The organism is Mesorhizobium sp. BR1-1-15 (assembly GCF_020165475.1).
Lineage (GTDB): Bacteria > Pseudomonadota > Alphaproteobacteria > Rhizobiales > Rhizobiaceae > Mesorhizobium.
The window spans coordinates 30,973-48,540 of sequence record NZ_JAIUIF010000020.1 but is presented as its reverse complement, the minus strand read 5'-3'; the positions used below and the strand labels follow the sequence as shown (position 1 = coordinate 48,540).

Below are 17,568 nucleotides of genomic sequence, written 5' to 3'. Positions count from 1 at the left end.
AATGGCAAAGACCAGCTCAGTCGAGAAGAACAACAGGCGCCGCAAGCTTGCCGACCAGTACGGTCCCAAGCGCGCTGCCCTGAAGGCGATCATCATGGACCAGTCCAAGCCGATGGAAGAGCGCTTCCGCGCTCAGCTCAAGCTTGCCGCCATGCCGCGCAACTCGGCCAAGATCCGCATCCGCAACCGCTGCGAAGTCACCGGCCGCCCGCGTGCCTATTATCGCAAGCTCAAAGTATCGCGCATCGCGCTTCGTGATCTCGGCAATAACGGCCAGATCCCGGGCCTGGTCAAGTCGAGCTGGTAAGGAGGACATAACATGTCATTGAGCGATCCTCTCGGCGATATGCTGACCCGCATCCGCAACGCCTATGGCCGCAAGAAGTCGAGCGTGTCGACGCCGGCCTCGCGTCTGCGCACCCGCGTCCTCGACGTGCTGAAGGCTGAAGGCTATATCCGCGACTACAGCCAGACCGACTTCGACAACGGCAAGTCCGAAATCGAGATCGAGCTGAAGTATTTCGATGGAGCGCCGGTCGTGCGCGAAATCGCCCGCGTCTCGAAGCCGGGCCGCCGCGTTTACGTTTCGGCCAAGTCGATCCCGCATGTCGCCAACGGCCTCGGTATCGCCATCCTTTCGACGCCGAAGGGCGTGATGGCCGACCACGAAGCGCGCGAACAGAACGTCGGTGGCGAGATCCTCTGCCAGATCTTCTGATCCGGCAGCGTGATCCCGAAAAATGGAATCCGGTCTTCGGATCGTTCCGAAGACAGAGACCTGAAACAAGAGAAGTGACGAGGACAACAAAATGTCTCGTATTGGAAAGAAACCCGTTTCGCTGCCGCAGGGCGTGACCGCGACCGTCAACGGCCAGACCGTGACGGCGAAGGGCCCCAAGGGCGAGCTGAAGTTCGTGGTCAACGACGAAGTGCTGGTCAAGATGGAAGGCAGCGAGATAGCTGTCGAGCCGCGCGACCAGTCCAAGACCGCCCGCTCCAAGTGGGGCATGTCGCGCACGCAGATCGTCAACATCCTGCAGGGCGTCAAGGACGGCTTCGAGAAGAAGCTCGAGATCACCGGCGTCGGCTATCGCGCCGCCTTGCAGGGCAAGAACCTGCAGCTGGCGCTCGGCTTCAGCCACGACGTCGTCTACGAGACGCCGCAAGGCATCACCATCACCGTGCCGAAGCCGACCGAAATCACCGTGGCCGGCATCGACAAGCAGCAGGTAGGCCAGGTGGCTGCGGAAATCCGCGAATACCGTGGTCCCGAGCCCTACAAGGGCAAGGGCGTCCGCTACGCAGGCGAGAAGATCGTCCGCAAGGAAGGCAAGAAGAAGTAGTGGGTTTGGCCCCGGGAAGGTGCAGACTTTTCGGAAGGGGCCAAGCCAGGAAGTGTAACGCCGCGGGGAGCGGTCGCGGGAGGCGCTTTCGCCTACCGCACAGGGCGGCCCCCGTTTTCTGAAGGCAAGGAAGACCATCATGGGTACCAAGGAAGCCACTCAGCGCCGCGCGCAGCGCGTCCGCCGCCAGATCAAGAAGGTCGCCGGCGAGCGTCCGCGCCTGTCGGTTCACCGCACGTCGAAGAACATCTACGTCCAGGTCATCGACGACGCCAAGGGCCACACCATCGCTGCCGCCTCGACCCTCGAGAAGGACCTCAAGGGTTCGCTCAAGACCGGTGCAGATACCGCTGCCGCTGCCGCGATTGGCAAGCTGATCGCCGAGCGTGCCGCCAAGGCGGGAGTCAAGGAAGTCGTCTTCGACCGCGGCCCGTACATCTATCACGGCCGCGTCAAGGCGCTGGCCGAGGCGGCTCGTGAAGGCGGCTTGAGCTTCTAAGCCTGATCCGGACCGAAAGTCGGCAGAAAGTTGCAGACTTTTCGAAACGGATCATGCAAGGGAGTGATGATTTTCACCGTCGGCGACCCGCAATGAGGCGTCGGCATTCAGCAACCCGTGCTTCCGGAAAAGAACAAGGAACAGGATATGGCACAGGAACGTAGGGATGGCGGCCGCGGCCGCGATCGTGAAGAACGCGATGACGGCATGGTCGACAAGCTCGTCCACATCAACCGTGTCGCCAAGGTCGTCAAGGGCGGCCGCCGCTTCGGTTTTGCAGCACTCGTCGTCGTCGGCGACCAGAAGGGCCGCGTCGGCTTCGGTCACGGCAAGGCGCGCGAAGTGCCGGAAGCCATCCGCAAGGCAACCGAATCGGCCAAGCGCGACATGATCTTCGTGCCGCTGCGCTCGGGCCGCACGCTGCACCACGATGTCGAGGGACGCTGGGGCGCCGGCCGTGTTCTCCTGCGCGCCGCCAAGCAAGGTACCGGCATCATCGCCGGCGGCCCGATGCGTGCCGTCTTCGAGACGCTCGGCATGCATGACGTGGTCGCCAAGTCGATGGGTTCGTCGAACCCTTACAACATGGTTCGCGCCACTTTCGACGCGCTGAAGAGCCAGATGCATCCCAAGGATGTGGCTGCCGCGCGCGGCATCAAGTATTCGACCCTTCAGGCCCGCCGCGGCACCGCCGTCGCGGCTGAAGAATAGTCGATCTGACCAGGGATTTTGACCATGGCCAAGAAAGCAACCAAGACCATCACCGTTGAGCAGATCGGTTCGCCGATCCGCCGCCCGAAGGAACAGCGCGCGACGCTGGTCGGCCTCGGCCTCAACAAGATGCACAAGCAGCGCACGCTGGAAGATACGCCTTCCGTGCGCGGCATGATCGCTGCCGTCCAGCATCTCGTCCGCGTCGTGGACGAGGGCTGAGCACAGGCGCAGGAGAAGCAAGATGAAACTCAACGATCTGCGTGACAAGGACGGCGCGACGCATTCGAAGAAGCGTCTCGGCCGCGGCATCGGCTCCGGTTCCGGCAAGACTGCCGGTCGCGGCGTCAAGGGCCAGAAGGCGCGCTCCGGCGTCGCCGTCAACGGTTTCGAGGGTGGCCAGATGCCGCTCTATCGGCGCCTGCCGAAGCGTGGCTTCAACAACATCTTCGCCAAGAGCTTCACCGTCGTCTCGCTGGCCCGTATCCAGGCCGCTGTAGACGCCAAGAAGCTCGACGCGAAGGCGACCGTGACGGCCGAGGCGCTGGTAGCCGCCGGCGTCATCCGTCGCGTGAAGGACGGCGTGCGCGTGCTGTCGGACGGCGATCTCAAGGCGAAGCTCGCCTTTGACGTCGCCGGGGCCTCCAAGGCCGCGATCGAGAAGATCGAAAAGGCCGGCGGTTCGGTCAAGCTGCCGCAAGAGGCGGCCGCCGAGTAACAGCAATTTGAAGCGCGGTCGGCAAGGCCGATCCGGTTTTGCTTTCGATCACGCTTCGACCTGTTCAATATGGCGGCCGCGTCAACGCGGCCGCTTGCATGTTTACAGTCCGGAGCTTATCTCGTGAGCTTCGGTGACACGCGCCGCCTGACCTTAGGGCCATCAAGCGTGACCAAGCGGAGAATCGGGCATGGCTTCGGCTGCTGAACAACTAGCCTCGAATCTGAATTTCTCAGCCTTCGCCAAAGCGGAGGACCTGAAGAAACGAATCTGGTTCACCGTCGGCGCGCTGCTCGTCTACCGCCTCGGCACCTACATCCCGCTTCCCGGCATCAATCCCGATGCCTTCGCGCAGGCCTTCTCTTCGCAGAGCAAGGGCGTGCTGGGCATGTTCAACATGTTCGCCGGCGGCGCCGTGCAACGCATGGCGATCTTCGCGCTCGGCATCATGCCTTACATTTCCGCTTCCATCATCATGCAGCTGATGACCTCGGTCATCCCGTCGCTGGAAGCGCTGAAGAAGGAAGGCGAGCAGGGCCGCAAGGTCATCAACCAGTACACGCGCTACGGCACGGTGCTCCTGGCGCTGGTGCAGGCCTATGGTATTTCGGTCGGGCTTGAAGGCGGCAACGGCATCGTCAGCGATCCCGGCATGTTCTTCCGCATCTCGACCGTCGTCACGCTGGTCGGCGGCACCATGTTCCTGATGTGGCTCGGCGAGCAGATCACCGCGCGCGGCATCGGCAACGGCATTTCGCTGATCATCTTCTCCGGCATCGTCGCCGGCCTGCCGCATGCCATTTCCGGCACGCTGGAACTCGGCCGCACCGGAGCGCTGTCGACCGGCCTGATCCTGGCGATCATCGTGCTGGCCATCGTCGTCATCGCGCTCATCGTCTTCTTCGAGCGCGCCCAGCGGCGTCTGCTGATCCAGTATCCGAAGCGTCAGGTCGGCAATCGCATGTTCCAGGGCGACACTTCCCACCTGCCGCTCAAGCTCAACACGTCGGGCGTCATCCCGCCGATCTTCGCCTCGTCGCTGCTCTTGCTGCCGGCCACCGTCGCCGGCTTCTCGCAGACCACGAACATGCCGGCCTGGGCCAGCACCATCCTGGCCTCGCTCGGCCATGGCCAGCCGCTCTACATGTTGTTCTACGCGGCGATGATCGTGTTCTTCGCCTTCTTCTACACCGCGATCGTCTTTAACCCGAAGGACACCGCCGACCAGCTCAAGAAGCACTCCGGCTTCATCCCCGGCTATCGTCCGGGCGAGCGCACCGCCGACTATATCGACTACGTTCTTACCCGCATCACTGTCGTCGGTGCCATCTATCTGGTGCTGGTCTGTCTGCTGCCGGAGTTCCTGATCTCGGCGACTGGCGTACCATTCTACCTTGGTGGCACATCGCTTCTGATCGTGGTCAGTGTCACGCTCGACACGGTTGCGCAGATTCAGGGCCACCTGATCGCGCACCAGTATGAAGGCCTGATCAAGAAGTCGAAGCTGCGCGGGGGGAAGAAAGCCAGATGAGGTTGATTTTGCTTGGGCCGCCAGGAGCGGGCAAGGGGACACAAGCACAAAGACTGGTAGAGAGGCACGGCATCCCCCAGCTTTCCACGGGCGACATGCTGCGCGCCGCGGTCCAGGCCGGCACCGAGGTCGGCAAGCGCGCCAAGGCGGTCATGGATGCCGGCGAGCTGGTCTCGGATGCCATCGTCAACGCCATCGTGGCCGAGCGCATTGACCAGCCCGATTGCGCCAATGGTTTCATCCTCGACGGCTACCCGCGTACGCTGGTGCAGGCTGATGCGGTTGAATCGATGCTTGACGAACGTGGCATTGCGCTCGACACCGTCATCGAGCTTGTCGTCGACGACAAGGCGCTGGTCGGCCGCATCGTCAAGCGAGCCGATGAGGCCAAGGCAGCCGGTCAGCCGGTGCGCAAGGACGACAATCCGGCGGTGTTCGAGGAGCGGCTGCGGGAATATTACAAGAAGACCGCTCCGCTGATCGGCTATTATTATGCCAAGCGCCGGCTGAAGAGCGTGGACGGCATGGCTGGTATTGATGCCGTGACGTCGGAGATCGAAGCCGTGCTCGCGGCGACGGTGAAAGAGGCCGCCTCGGCCAAATAGCGATTGTGCTTGACTGAAGCGGTCCGCTGGGGTATGGCGGCCCGTCTTCCTGTCAGGCATGGAGTTTGCTTGCCCGCAAGGGCAGGGCAGCCGTTTTTGACCAGGAAACTCCCGCAAGGGCCGGCCTCCACCGGACGCGGGGCAACGCAGACAGCGCCGGCTCGTCCGGCCTATATGGAGATGAGAAGAACATGGCTCGTATAGCCGGCGTCAACATTCCGACCAACAAGCGCGTTGTCATCGCGCTTCAGTACATTCACGGCATCGGCAAGAAGTTCGCCCAGGAAATCGTCGACAAGGTCGGCATCCCGGCCGAGCGCCGCGTCAACCAACTGACCGACGCGGAAGTGCTGCAGATCCGCGAGACGATCGACCGCGACTATCAGGTCGAGGGCGACCTGCGCCGCGAAGTGTCGATGAACATCAAGCGGCTCATGGACCTCGGCTGCTACCGCGGCCTGCGTCACCGTCGCTCGCTGCCGGTTCGCGGCCAGCGCACGCACACCAATGCACGCACCCGCAAGGGCCCGGCCAAGTCGATCGCCGGCAAGAAGAAGTAATTTAGGGCAGTAAGGGAGTAGGGGAGTAAGGCAGTAGGGAATGCCCGGCAATCGGGTCGCACTTTCCCTACTCCCTTACTGCCCTATTCCCCACTCCCTTACCAAGGTGGAGCCGCTGGCATTACGGCGGTGTAGAGATCAACTGAAAGGAATACCATGGCCAAGGAAGCCGCTCGTGTTCGCCGTCGCGAACGCAAGAACATCTCGTCGGGCGTTGCCCACGTCAATTCGACCTTCAACAACACCATGATCACCATTACCGACGCGCAGGGCAATTCGATCGCCTGGTCGTCGGCCGGAGCCCAGGGCTTCAAGGGTTCGCGCAAGTCGACCCCCTTCGCCGCCCAGATGGCTGCCGAGGATGTTGCCAAGAAGGCCCAGGAACACGGCATGCGCATGCTCGAGGTCGAGGTCTGCGGACCCGGCTCCGGCCGTGAATCGGCGCTGCGCGCCCTGCAGGCGGCTGGTTTCACCATCACCTCGATCCGTGATGTGACCCCGATCCCGCACAATGGCTGCCGTCCGCGCAAGAAGCGTCGCGTCTAAGGAATTACCGAACGCCGCGTGAACGCCAGAAGCGTTCCTCCGCGGTTTTCCAGGTCGCCCGCCACGATTGGATGGTGGCGGGTCAACGGAAGGAAAGCATCATGATCCAGAAAAATTGGCAGGAACTGATCAAGCCGAACAAGATCGAGTTCTCGTCGAAGAAGAAGACGCTGACCACGCTGGTGGCCGAGCCGCTCGAACGCGGCTTCGGCCTCACCCTCGGCAATGCGTTGCGCCGCGTGCTTCTGTCTTCGCTGCGCGGGGCGGCCGTCACCGCCGTACAGATCGACGGCGTCCTGCATGAATTCTCGTCCATCGCCGGCGTGCGCGAGGACGTGACCGACATCGTCCTCAACATCAAGGAAATCGCCATCCGCATGGAAGGCGACGGCCCCAAGCGCATGGTTGTGCGCAAGCAGGGCCCGGGTGCGGTTCTCGCCGGCGACATCCAGACGGTGGGCGACGTCGAGATCCTCAATCCGGATCACGTCATCTGCACGCTGGACGAGGGCGCTGAAATCCGTATGGAATTCACTGTCGATACCGGCAAGGGTTACGTGCCGGCCGACCGCAACCGCGCCGAGGATGCGCCGATCGGCCTGATCCCGGTCGACAGCCTCTATTCGCCGGTCAAGAAGGTCTCCTACAAGGTCGAGAACACCCGTGAGGGCCAGGTTCTCGACTACGACAAGCTGACCATGACCATCGAGACCGACGGTTCGATCTCGGGCGAGGACGCGGTGGCTTTCGCCGCCCGCATCCTGCAGGACCAGCTTGGCCTGTTCGTCAATTTCGACGAGCCGCAGAAGGAAGTCGCCACCGAAGCCGTCACCGAGCTTGCCTTCAACCCGGCGCTGCTCAAGAAGGTCGACGAACTCGAGCTTTCGGTGCGTTCGGCCAACTGCCTGAAGAACGACAACATCGTCTACATCGGCGATCTCATCCAGAAGACCGAAGCCGAGATGCTGCGTACCCCGAACTTCGGCCGCAAGTCGCTGAACGAGATCAAGGAAGTCCTGGCGGCGATGGGCCTGCACCTCGGTATGGAAGTGCCGGACTGGCCGCCGGAAAACATCGAAGACCTCGCCAAGCGTTACGAAGATCAATATTGAGGCTCCGAGGAGCTTCTCGAACCCGGAATGAAGGAGAAGAGCCATGCGCCATGGATTTAAAGGCCGCCGGTTCGCCCGCAGCATAAGCCATCGCAAGTCGATGTTTGCCAACCTTGCCGTGTCGCTGCTCGAACACGAGCAGATCGTCACCACCTTGCCCAAGGCGAAGGACCTGCGTCCGATCGTCGAGAAGCTGGTGACGCTCGGCAAGCGCGGCGACCTGCACGCCCGCCGCCAGGTGATCGCGCAGATCGGCAATGAAGGCGTCGTCAAGCGCCTGTTCGACACCATCGCGCCGCGCTACGCCACCCGCAACGGCGGCTATCTGCGCATCATGAAGGCGGGCTTCCGCCACGGTGACAATGCCGCGATGGCGGTCATCGAATTCGTAGACCGCGACACGGAGGCCAAGGGCGCCGGCGACCGCGCCCGCCTCGAAGCCGAAGGCACCGATGCGGAAGCCGCAGCCGCTTAAGGCTTCGCTTTTCAAATGATTTAAAGGGGCCTGCGGGCCCCTTTTTCATATTCTGGCCGCCTCGGCTGCTCCTGCGTCAAAATAATTCGATTTAATCGCCTTAGCCTTTCATTTTGCACATTCGTCGGGACAATGCGCCCCAACTCGCACGGAGGATTCGCAATGCGCGCTAAAAGACTGTCCCTGGTTCTGCTCTGCGCCTTTATGGCGTTCGCAACCACGCCGACAGTCCGGCAGGCATTGGCCGAGGATGCCCCCAAAGCCGATCCGGGCCTCTCCGACGTGCTCACCGACCTGCTGCACGGCGTCGAGGGCGAAAACGCCACCTCGGGCCCCGACAAGCGCGTGCCGTTCGGCCGTGAGGAAGTGCAGTTGTCGTTCGCGCCATTGGTCAAGCAGACGGCGCCGGCCGTGGTCAATGTCTATGCCTCGCAAACGGCCAAGGTCGTTTCGCCCTTCGAAGGCGATCCGTTCTTCGAAGAATTCTTCGGTCGCGCGCAGCCGCGCGCGCAGTCCTCGCTGGGCTCGGGCGTGCTTGTCGATCCGAGTGGCGTCATCGTCACCAATTTCCACGTCATCAAGAATGCCGACGAGGTGAAGGTCGCGACCGCCGACGGGCGCGAATTCACCAGCAAGGTGATGCTCAAGGACGAGACGCTCGATCTTGCCGTGCTCAAGATCGAATCCGACAAGCCATTCCCGGTCATCGCCATCGGCGATTCCGATGCGCTCGAAGTCGGTGACCTGGTGCTGGCCATCGGCAATCCTTTCGGCGTCGGGCAGACCACCACCAGCGGCATCGTTTCCGCACTTGCCCGCAGCCATATAGGCGTTTCGGATTCGGGTTATTTCATCCAGACGGACGCTGCCATCAATCCCGGCAATTCCGGCGGCGCGCTGATCAACATGGGCGGCCAGCTGGTCGGCATCAACACCGCCATCTTCAGCCGCAGCGGCGGCTCGATCGGCATCGGCTTTGCCATTCCTGCCAATATGGTGCGCGCTTTCGCCGATGCCGCCAAGGCCGGTCTCGATTTCTTCGAGCGGCCTTACATCGGGGCCGAGTTCGAAGCGGTGACGCCGCAGATCGCTGAATCGCTCGGCATGGAAAAGCCTGCCGGCGCGCTGGTCTCGTCCGTTGACGCGTCCGGACCGGCCGGCAAGGCCGGATTGAAGCCTGGCGATGTCGTCCTGCAGATCAACGGCAAGCCGGTCGAGAGCATCGAGGCACTGGACTATCGCATGGCGACGCTGTCGATCGGTACAAAGGCCAATTTCGCGGTGCTGACCAAAGGCCAGCAGGCAGCGATGGACATCGCGCTGGAACGCGCGCCCGAGGGTGCAAAACCCTCGGAGGTGACGCTGCATGGCCGCAGCCCCTTCTCGGGCGCCAAGGTTGCGGAATTATCGCCGCGGCTGGCTCAGAAGCTCGGCCTGCGCACCGACATCAAGGGCGTCACCGTGGTCGACATCAATCGCGATTCGCCGGCCGCCGATTTCGGCTTCCAGCCGGGCGACATCGTGCGCGAGGTCAACGGCACGACAATCGATACGGCGGCGACGCTGGCGCAGGCTTCCCAGCAGGATACGCGCTGGTGGCGCTTTACCGTCGAGCGCGGCGGGCAGATACTGCGCCAGGTGTTGCGTTACTGAGCTCGATCGCTGAAGAGATCGCGCTCCAAACCCAAAAAGAAGTGCATGGCCGATCTGTTCAGTGTCGATGAACCGGAAAAGGCGCCGCCAGGCCGGCCGCTGGCAGACAGGCTGCGCCCGAAAAACCTTGGCGAGGTCGTCGGCCAGGAGCATCTGACCGGCCCCGATGGTGCGCTGACCCGGCTGATTAATTCCGGTTCGCTCGGCTCCATGATTTTCTGGGGGCCGCCCGGCACCGGCAAGACCACGGTGGCGCGCCTGCTTGCCGGTGAAACCAGCCTTGCCTTCGAGCAGATTTCGGCGGTTTTCTCCGGCGTAGCCGACCTGAAGAAAGTGTTCGAGGCGGCCAAGCTGCGCCGCGCCAATGGCCGCCAGACCCTGCTGTTCGTCGACGAGATCCACCGCTTCAACCGCGCCCAGCAGGACGGCTTCCTTCCAGTCATGGAAGACGGCACCGTCGTGCTCGTCGGCGCTACCACCGAAAATCCGTCCTTCGAGCTCAATGCAGCTCTGCTGTCGCGTGCGCGCGTGCTGGTTTTCCATTCGCTTGGCGAGGAAAGCATCGCAAAGCTTCTGGCCAGGGCCGAAGAGACGGAGGGCAGGGCGCTGCCGCTCGATGATGAGGCGCGAGCGATGCTCATCCGCATGAGCGACGGCGATGGCCGGGCCTCGCTGACGCTGGCGGAAGAAGTTTGGCGCGCCGCCAAACCAGGCGAAGTGTTCGGTCCCGAAGGCTTGCAGCGCATCATCCAGCGTCGGGCGCCGATCTACGACAAGGGCCAGGACGGTCATTACAATTTGATCTCGGCGCTGCACAAATCCGTGCGCGGCTCCGATCCCGATGCCGCGCTCTACTACCTCGCGCGCATGTTCGACGCCGGCGAGGATCCGCTCTATCTCGGCCGCCGGCTGGTGCGCATGGCGATGGAGGACATCGGGCTGGCCGATCCGCAGGCATTGGTCATCGCCAACGCGGCCAAGGACGCCTACGATTATCTGGGTTCGCCCGAAGGCGAACTCGCCTTCGCCGAGGCCACCGTCTATCTCGCCACGGCGCCCAAATCCAACGCGGTCTACACCGCATTCAAAGCCGCCACGCGCGCCGCCAAGGAGCACGGTTCGCTGCTACCGCCCAAGCACATCCTCAACGCGCCGACAAAGTTGATGAAGGACGAAGATTACGGGGCCGGCTATCGCTACGATCATGACGAACCGGACGCGTTTTCCGGCCAGGACTATTTTCCGGAAAAGATGGGCCGCCAGACCTTCTACGACCCACCCGAACGCGGTTTCGAGCGCGATATCAGGAAACGGCTCGACTACTGGGCAAAGCTGCGCAAAGAGCGGGAATAGCAGGCTTGCGACGGCCGGTGGCGGTTGCGGTCCGAAACGAGGTTTCACCTGGGGTATTTCCACGTCGGTTCTTCTGCACGCGCTGCTCGCGGCCACGATTATATCGATGCCAATGCCGCAGCTTCCGAGCCGGCCGGAGGAAGAGCAGGTAACGGTCGACATCCTGACCCCGCGACAGTTCGAGGTCTCGGCAAGGCAGTCAGCCGGCCACGATGCCGTGGCCGTTGTGCGGCAACCCAAAAGACCTTATCAAGGCGCACGGCCGGGCGGTGGTCGTTGTCGTGATTTTGGCACTATTCATTCGCAACAGGATCGCGCTCGGCGCGTGGAAAAATGACAAAAACCCTTCGCAAGACCCTTCGCAAATTCGCCATTGCCATCCCGCTCCTTGCCCTTGGCTTCTATTTCATTCCGATCCTAACGACGATTTTCGTCGTTTGCGGCCTGATCGACGTGCTGCGCAACGACCGCAAGAATCTGTCCCTGTTCAGCGGCTATTTCCTGGGCAATGGCCTCTTCACCTGGCTGCTTTCGCCATTCAACCTGCTGGTCGACCTCCTGTGCTACAGAAATCCGGGCGTGTGGAAGCTGGAGCAGTTCCCTCAGGATTATCAGCGCGAAGTCAACGAGGTCTTGGATGTCTTCAAGGCGCGCAAGGCCGAAATCATCGCCGACATCGACGCCAATTTCGGCGCCGGCCGGCGCGGCATGTATGTCTACCAATGGTATGGCAAGAACAGGATAGACAACGTCGCCGAGTTCAACAAGGATTTCAAATACATCAAGACGATTGCCGTCTCGGTCTTCAGCAAGCGCGAATCGACCTCCTGGCACTTCGGACCGTTGCGGCTCAGCCTCCGCATCCTCTACAACCTCATTCCGATGAAGTCAGAGATCTTCGTCGAGTGCGGCAACGTCAAGAACTACTGGTACGACAATCCGCTGTTCATTTTCGACGACACGCTGCTGCATCGCTCGGTCAACGAGTATGACGGTCGTCGCTACTGCGTATTCATGGACATTATCAGGCCGTCCCCGGTCCCCAGGCTCATCGCCGGCCTTCTCGCCATCGTCTCGGTGAGCGTCGAGAGGATCAATTCGATGTTCTACAAGAACTGGAAGATGATCGGCTCGACCAAGCCGAAGAAGGCCGAAACCACCTGAGCTGGCAAGTTTTCGAACGTAGCCGGCGCGCCGGATAGGTATGAATAGTCGGGGACAGTATACGGCGATGTTCAATCTGCTTCTCGTGGCCGCCGGCGGCGGCATTGGCGCCGGCGTTCGCCATCTGACCAATATGGGCTCGCTGCGCCTTGTCGGCCCCAACTATCCCTGGGGCACGATGGCGATCAACATCGTCGGTTCGTTCGCGATGGGCCTGTTCATCGCCGCCCTGGCGCGCCGCGGCGGGTCTAACGAAGTCAGGCTGTTTGTTGCCACCGGCATCTTAGGCGGCTTCACGACGTTTTCCGCCTTTTCGCTCGACTTCGCGACCTTGTGGGAGCGGGGAGCCACCTTGCCGGCGTTTGGATATGCGCTGGCCAGCGTGATTGGCGCCATCATTGCCCTGTTTTTGGGTCTTTGGCTCGCAAGAAGCCTGCCTTAATGCTATTGCCGCGCCGAGAGCAGGCCTGGGCCTGCCAGGAAACGGGTAAGCGAAAACAATATGGCAGGCGTTGAACAGATCACGGTGGAGGCCGGCGAGGCGGGCATGCGGCTCGACCGCTGGTTCAAGACCCATTTCCCGGGCCTTGGCTTTGGTCATCTGCAGAAGCTGCTTCGGTCCGGGCAGATCCGCGTCGACGGCGGCCGCGTCAAGGCCGACACCCGTGTCGAGCCTGGCCAGACGGTGCGCATTCCACCGCTGGAAGTGGACAAGAAGGGCGACAGCCCGCTGACCGGCCATTCGATCCGCAACCAGGGCGATGCCGAAGTCCTGGCAAAGATGCTGATCCATGAGGATCCGAAGGTCTTCGTCTTCAACAAGCCGGCTGGCCTTGCGGTGCAGGGCGGCTCGGGCGTCACCCGTAACGTCGACGACATGTTGGAAGCCTGGCGCAACCAGAAGGGCGAGAAGCCGCGGCTGGTGCACCGGCTCGATCGCGACACGTCTGGCGTGCTGGTCGTCGCCCGCACCAGGCTGGCGGCGATGAAGCTCTCCGAGGCGTTTCGCGCCCGCGAGACCAAGAAGACCTACTGGGCCCTGGTCAAGGGCGTGCCGCCCAAGCGCGAGGATAAGATATCGACCTGGCTGATCAAGGAAGCCACGCCGGATGGCGATCGGGTGCGCATTGCCAAGCACGGCGAAAAGGGCGCCGACCATGCCGTATCCTACTATCGCATCATCGAGCAGGCGGCGCAGGCGCTGACCTGGCTGGAGATGGAGCCCTATACCGGCCGCACCCATCAGTTGCGCGTTCATGCCGCCCATATCGGTTGTCCCATCATCGGCGATCCCAAATATTTCGAGGCCGACACCAACTGGGATTTTCCGGGCGGGATGCAGAATCGCCTGCATCTGCACGCGCGCCGCATCGTCATCCCGCATCCGGACCAAGGTTTCATCGACGTCACCGCGCCTATGCCGCCGCATATGCGCCAGAGCTGGAACCTGATCGGCTTCGACGACGCCAGTGCGGAGGATTGACCATGAGCGGCGCTGCCGATGCGCTCGACCGTCGCGATGCGGTCGACATGGCGGCCGCCGCCATAATGGTCGGCCTGACGTTCTCCTGGGGCCTGAATTATGTCGCCGCCAAGATCTCCTATGCCGGCTATGATCCGGTTTTCCTGTCGATCGCGCGCTCGGTTATCGGCGGGCTCTGCGTCTTCCTCTGGTGCCGCTGGCGCGGCATTTCGCTTTTCAAGAGGGACGGGACATTGCTCGCGGGCATTGCAGTCGGCGTGCTCTTCGGCATCGAGTTCCTCTGCCTTTATGTCGGGCTGGAGCACACCACGGTCGCCCGCAACACGCTGCTGGTCAACACCATGCCGTTCTGGATGCTGCTGGGAGGGCATTTCCTGCTCGGCGAGCCGATCAGCCTGCGCAAATCCCTTGGCCTTCTGCTTGCCTTTGCCGGCCTCGCCGCGGTCTTTTCCGACAAGCTCGGCGGCAGCGGGGACATGCTGTTCGGCGATCTGCTGAGCCTTGGCTCCGGATTCGTCTGGGCCTTGACCAATATTCTCATCAAGCGCTCGAAGCTGGTCGAGACGAGCGCCGAAAAGCTGCTGCTCTATCAACTCTCCGGCGCTGCGATCGTCGGCGTCCTGGTGTTGCCTCTGGCCGGCCCCTCCGTGCGCGATCCCACGCTGTTGCCAACTTTGGCCCTGCTTTTCCAGGCGCTCTATATCGTCGCCTTCACCTATGTGTTGTGGTTCTGGCTGCTGCGGCGCTATCCCGCCTCCAGCCTGTCGAGTTTCACGTTCCTGTCGCCGGTCTTCGGCGTGCTGTGCGGCGCCCTGTTCTTGAACGAGCCGCTGACCATACGCATTTTTCTGGCACTTGGTCTCATTGCCGCCGGTCTGGTCATCGTCAACAGGCCGCCGCGCCAGCAGACGGCCGAAGGAGGCTGACATGCGCGATATCCTCAGCGATCTCGAGGCGGGGAAACTGCTCTCCGACCCCGATCCGGTGCGCCGCGCCCAAATCCAGATGAAGAAGCCGCTGCCGAAACGTTTTTACAAGACCGTTTCGGTCGCGCCCGCCGATGGTGGCTTTGCCGTCCATCTCGACGGAAAGCCGGTGCGCACGCCGGGCAAGACGCTGCTGACGCTGCCGACCGAGAAGGCGGCATCGCTGGTTGCCGATGAATTCGCCGCCCAGGGCGAGACCATCGATCCGGTGTCGATGCCGGTGATGCGTCTCGTCAACACCGCGCTCGACGGCGTCGCCAGCGATCCGCAGGCGGTGGTGGAGGACATACTGCGCTTTGCCTCGTCGGATCTGCTCTGTTATCGCGCCGACGCACCACAAGGCTTGGTCGAGCGGCAGAACGAGCTGTGGGATCCTGTCCTCGACTGGGCGCAGGCAGCACTCGGCGCTCGCTTCAACCTTGCCGAGGGCATCATTCACGTCGAGCAACCGCGCGAAACTATTGCTGTGCTGGGTGTGCATCTTGCCCAGCGCACCGAGCCGCTGCGCCTGGCAGCGATCCACGTCATGACCTCGCTGACCGGTTCGGCGCTGCTGGCGTTGGCCGTGGAGTTCGGCGAACTCGGCGGTGAGGCGGCCTGGACTGCCGGCCATGTCGACGAGGATTGGCAGATCGAGCATTGGGGACAGGATGCGGAAGCTGTCGCGCGCCGCTCCGCCCGCAAGCGCGACATGATGGCTGCCGTCGGTCTGATCGAGGCGCTCGAAGGCTGACCGGCCACCGCACCGCACCTAATACCAAAGTCATAATCCCAAAGTCATCTGCCGTTGGCAGGCGCTTTCTGTCATTTTTCCCGTGATTGCTGCCGCGAGTCTGCGTTCGGAAGAGAATGCGAACGCAAGGGCGCTGCATCGAGCACAAGGGTCTCACGGGAGGAGCATCTCAATGGCTATCGCATCGACCGCCAGCGGAAAGAGCCGCGGCATGACGCGAGAGGAGAAGAAGGTCATCTTCGCTTCTTCGCTCGGCACCGTTTTCGAGTGGTACGATTTTTATCTCTACGGGTCGCTGGCGGCTTTTATTGGTTCGACCTTTTTCAGCCCGACCATTCCGGAAGCGACGCGCAATATTTTCGCGCTGCTGGCTTTCGCCGCCGGCTTCCTCGTCCGTCCGTTCGGCGCTTTGCTGTTCGGCCGCATCGGCGACCTTGTCGGCCGCAAATATACCTTCCTCGTCACCATGACGATCATGGGCCTGTCGACCTTCCTGGTGGGCTTGCTGCCTGGTTATGCGAGCCTCGGCATCGCGGCTCCGGTGATCCTGATCATCCTGCGCATGCTCCAGGGCTTGGCACTGGGCGGCGAATATGGCGGCGCGGCCACCTATGTCGCCGAGCATGCGCCGGACGACCGGCGCGGCTACTATACGTCGTGGATCCAGACGACCGCCACACTCGGCCTGTTCCTGTCGCTGATCGTCATCCTGATCGTCCAGGGCTCCATGAGCAAGGAAACCTATGCCGCCTGGGGCTGGCGCGTTCCTTTCATCGTGTCGTTCCTGTTGCTCGGCATTTCCATCTGGATCCGGCTGTCGCTTTCCGAATCCCCCACCTTCCAGCGCATGAAGGAAGAGGGCAAGGGTTCCAAGGCACCGCTCTCGGAAGCCTTCGGCCAGTGGAAGAACGCCAAGATCGCGCTGCTGGCACTGCTCGGCCTTACGGCTGGCCAGGCCGTGGTCTGGTATAACGGCCAGTTCTACGCCCTGTTCTTCCTCCAGAACGTGTTGAAGCTGGACGCACAGTCGGTCAACATCATGATCGCCATCGCGCTTGCGCTGGGCTCCATCTTCTTCGTCGTGTTCGGCTGGCTCTCCGACAAGATCGGCCGCAAACCGATCATCATGGCCGGGCTCGCACTGGCGATCGTCTGCACCTTCCCGCTGTTCAAGGCATTGACCTGGGCCGCCAATCCGGCCCTTGCCGAGGCACAGCAGAGCACCCGCGCGACGGTGACCGCGGCACCCGGCGACTGCAGGTTCCAGTTCAATCCGGTGGGCACCGCCAAGTTCACGACGTCTTGCGACATCGCGACCTCGTTCCTGACCAAGAACTCGGTGCCCTATGACGTCGTTTCCACGGCGGCACCCGGTACGGCTGCTTCGGTCAAGATCGGCAATGAAACGGTGGCATCCTACGATGCTGTCGCCGCGGGCGACCAGGCCAAGGCCAAGGAGGCCGCCTTCGTCAAGGCCGTCAACATGTCGCTGCAGGACGGCGGATATCCGCTGAAGCGTGCTGCGATCAAGATACCGGACCAGAAGCTCGACGCGTTTGTCGCTGCCAATCCCGAACTGAAGCTCGACGCCGCCGCCATCCGCGCCGGCGAGAAGGCGACGGTTCCTACCGATCAGGCTATCAAGGACAAGCTTTTGACCGCCGACGAGGCTGCCGGTGCGCCTGAGGTCACCGTCTACAACATACCCGGCGGCGGTGCCTTCGCCATGTTCGCCGACCCTGCGGCCGTGAACTGGCCTATGACGATCGCCATCCTGTTCGTCCTCGTCCTGTTCGTGACCATGGTCTACGGTCCGATCGCGGCCATCCTGGTCGAGATGTTCCCGACCCGCATCCGCTACACCGGCATGTCGCTGCCCTACCATATCGGCAATGGCTGGTTCGGCGGGTTGCTGCCGGCGACGGTGTTCGCGCTCAGTGCCTACAGGGGCGACATCTATTATGGCCTCTGGTATCCCGTGATAATCGCGGCGATGTCGCTCGTCATCGGCATGATCTTCGTCAAGGATACGCTGGGCACGAACCTGGAGACCAAGCAGTAACGGGTCGGATCCACATGCATGAGAAAACCCGGCG

At 62.4% G+C, this 17,568-nt stretch carries 21 protein-coding genes; all 21 read left to right on the top strand.

Annotation, left to right across the window (positions count from 1 at the left end):
• Position 1: 1 nt before the first annotated feature.
• The 21 genes from rpsN (at position 2) to LB541_RS25380 (ending at position 17,534) form a co-directional block, all read left to right on the top strand.
• Positions 2 to 307: a 30S ribosomal protein S14 gene (gene rpsN, locus LB541_RS25480; protein ID WP_013895695.1), complete on the top strand. Its 306-nt coding sequence runs from the start codon at positions 2 to 4 to the stop codon at positions 305 to 307.
• A gap of 12 nt (positions 308 to 319) precedes the next feature.
• Positions 320 to 718: a 30S ribosomal protein S8 gene (gene rpsH, locus LB541_RS25475; RefSeq protein WP_006205453.1), complete on the top strand. Its 399-nt coding sequence runs from the start codon at positions 320 to 322 to the stop codon at positions 716 to 718.
• Positions 719 to 809: 91 nt separating this feature from the next.
• Entirely contained in the window at positions 810 to 1,343 is a 534-nt protein-coding gene (gene rplF, locus LB541_RS25470) for a 50S ribosomal protein L6 (protein ID WP_140501269.1), read from the top strand.
• A gap of 139 nt (positions 1,344 to 1,482) precedes the next feature.
• Positions 1,483 to 1,842 (top strand): 50S ribosomal protein L18, encoded by a 360-nt coding sequence (gene rplR, locus LB541_RS25465; protein WP_140501271.1) that lies wholly within the window; start codon positions 1,483 to 1,485, stop codon positions 1,840 to 1,842.
• A gap of 147 nt (positions 1,843 to 1,989) precedes the next feature.
• Positions 1,990 to 2,553, top strand: a complete 564-nt coding sequence (gene rpsE / locus LB541_RS25460) for a 30S ribosomal protein S5 (RefSeq protein WP_006333394.1) — start codon at positions 1,990 to 1,992, stop codon at positions 2,551 to 2,553.
• Between the two features lie 24 nt (positions 2,554 to 2,577).
• Complete coding sequence (gene rpmD / locus LB541_RS25455; protein WP_006205449.1) at positions 2,578 to 2,775, top strand: 50S ribosomal protein L30; 198 nt, start codon at positions 2,578 to 2,580, stop codon at positions 2,773 to 2,775.
• Between the two features lie 22 nt (positions 2,776 to 2,797).
• Positions 2,798 to 3,271 carry a 50S ribosomal protein L15 gene (gene rplO / locus LB541_RS25450; RefSeq protein ID WP_140501273.1) on the top strand — a complete coding sequence of 158 codons (474 nt, stop codon included), beginning with the start codon at positions 2,798 to 2,800 and terminating at the stop codon, positions 3,269 to 3,271.
• Between the two features lie 190 nt (positions 3,272 to 3,461).
• Complete coding sequence (secY, locus tag LB541_RS25445; protein WP_140501275.1) at positions 3,462 to 4,802, top strand: preprotein translocase subunit SecY; 1,341 nt, start codon at positions 3,462 to 3,464, stop codon at positions 4,800 to 4,802.
• Entirely contained in the window at positions 4,799 to 5,407 is a 609-nt protein-coding gene (locus LB541_RS25440; RefSeq protein WP_140501277.1) for an adenylate kinase, read from the top strand. Before secY ends, LB541_RS25440 begins: the two co-directional genes overlap by 4 nt.
• A gap of 191 nt (positions 5,408 to 5,598) precedes the next feature.
• Positions 5,599 to 5,967 (top strand): 30S ribosomal protein S13, encoded by a 369-nt coding sequence (gene rpsM / locus LB541_RS25435; protein WP_006205445.1) that lies wholly within the window; start codon positions 5,599 to 5,601, stop codon positions 5,965 to 5,967.
• Positions 5,968 to 6,123: 156 nt separating this feature from the next.
• A complete protein-coding gene (gene rpsK / locus LB541_RS25430) occupies positions 6,124 to 6,513 on the top strand; it encodes a 30S ribosomal protein S11 (RefSeq protein WP_006205444.1) in 390 nt (129 codons plus the stop codon).
• Between the two features lie 101 nt (positions 6,514 to 6,614).
• Entirely contained in the window at positions 6,615 to 7,625 is a 1,011-nt protein-coding gene (locus LB541_RS25425; RefSeq protein ID WP_023682599.1) for a DNA-directed RNA polymerase subunit alpha, read from the top strand.
• A 43-nt stretch (positions 7,626 to 7,668) separates the two neighbouring features.
• Positions 7,669 to 8,100, top strand: coding sequence for a 50S ribosomal protein L17 (gene rplQ / locus LB541_RS25420; RefSeq protein WP_140501279.1), 432 nt, complete (start codon positions 7,669 to 7,671; stop codon positions 8,098 to 8,100).
• A 162-nt stretch (positions 8,101 to 8,262) separates the two neighbouring features.
• Positions 8,263 to 9,753, top strand: coding sequence for a DegQ family serine endoprotease (locus tag LB541_RS25415; protein WP_140525519.1), 1,491 nt, complete (start codon positions 8,263 to 8,265; stop codon positions 9,751 to 9,753).
• Between the two features lie 45 nt (positions 9,754 to 9,798).
• On the top strand, positions 9,799 to 11,106 hold the full coding sequence (locus LB541_RS25410) for a replication-associated recombination protein A (RefSeq protein ID WP_140632698.1): 1,308 nt from the start codon (positions 9,799 to 9,801) through the stop codon (positions 11,104 to 11,106).
• A gap of 333 nt (positions 11,107 to 11,439) precedes the next feature.
• The gene (locus LB541_RS25405) at positions 11,440 to 12,270 is read left to right on the top strand and encodes an aspartyl/asparaginyl beta-hydroxylase domain-containing protein (protein ID WP_224619864.1); all 831 of its coding nucleotides are present in this window, start codon (positions 11,440 to 11,442) and stop codon (positions 12,268 to 12,270) included.
• Positions 12,271 to 12,337: 67 nt separating this feature from the next.
• Positions 12,338 to 12,712, top strand: coding sequence for a fluoride efflux transporter CrcB (crcB, locus tag LB541_RS25400; RefSeq protein ID WP_140561136.1), 375 nt, complete (start codon positions 12,338 to 12,340; stop codon positions 12,710 to 12,712).
• Positions 12,713 to 12,772: 60 nt separating this feature from the next.
• Positions 12,773 to 13,753 (top strand): RluA family pseudouridine synthase, encoded by a 981-nt coding sequence (locus LB541_RS25395; RefSeq protein WP_140515445.1) that lies wholly within the window; start codon positions 12,773 to 12,775, stop codon positions 13,751 to 13,753.
• Between the two features lie 2 nt (positions 13,754 to 13,755).
• A complete protein-coding gene (locus LB541_RS25390) occupies positions 13,756 to 14,679 on the top strand; it encodes a DMT family transporter (RefSeq protein ID WP_140561143.1) in 924 nt (307 codons plus the stop codon).
• Between the two features lies 1 nt (position 14,680).
• On the top strand, positions 14,681 to 15,472 hold the full coding sequence (locus LB541_RS25385; RefSeq protein WP_224619863.1) for an ATP12 family chaperone protein: 792 nt from the start codon (positions 14,681 to 14,683) through the stop codon (positions 15,470 to 15,472).
• Between the two features lie 172 nt (positions 15,473 to 15,644).
• On the top strand, positions 15,645 to 17,534 hold the full coding sequence (locus LB541_RS25380; protein ID WP_140525514.1) for an MFS transporter: 1,890 nt from the start codon (positions 15,645 to 15,647) through the stop codon (positions 17,532 to 17,534).
• Positions 17,535 to 17,568 lie beyond the last annotated feature (34 nt).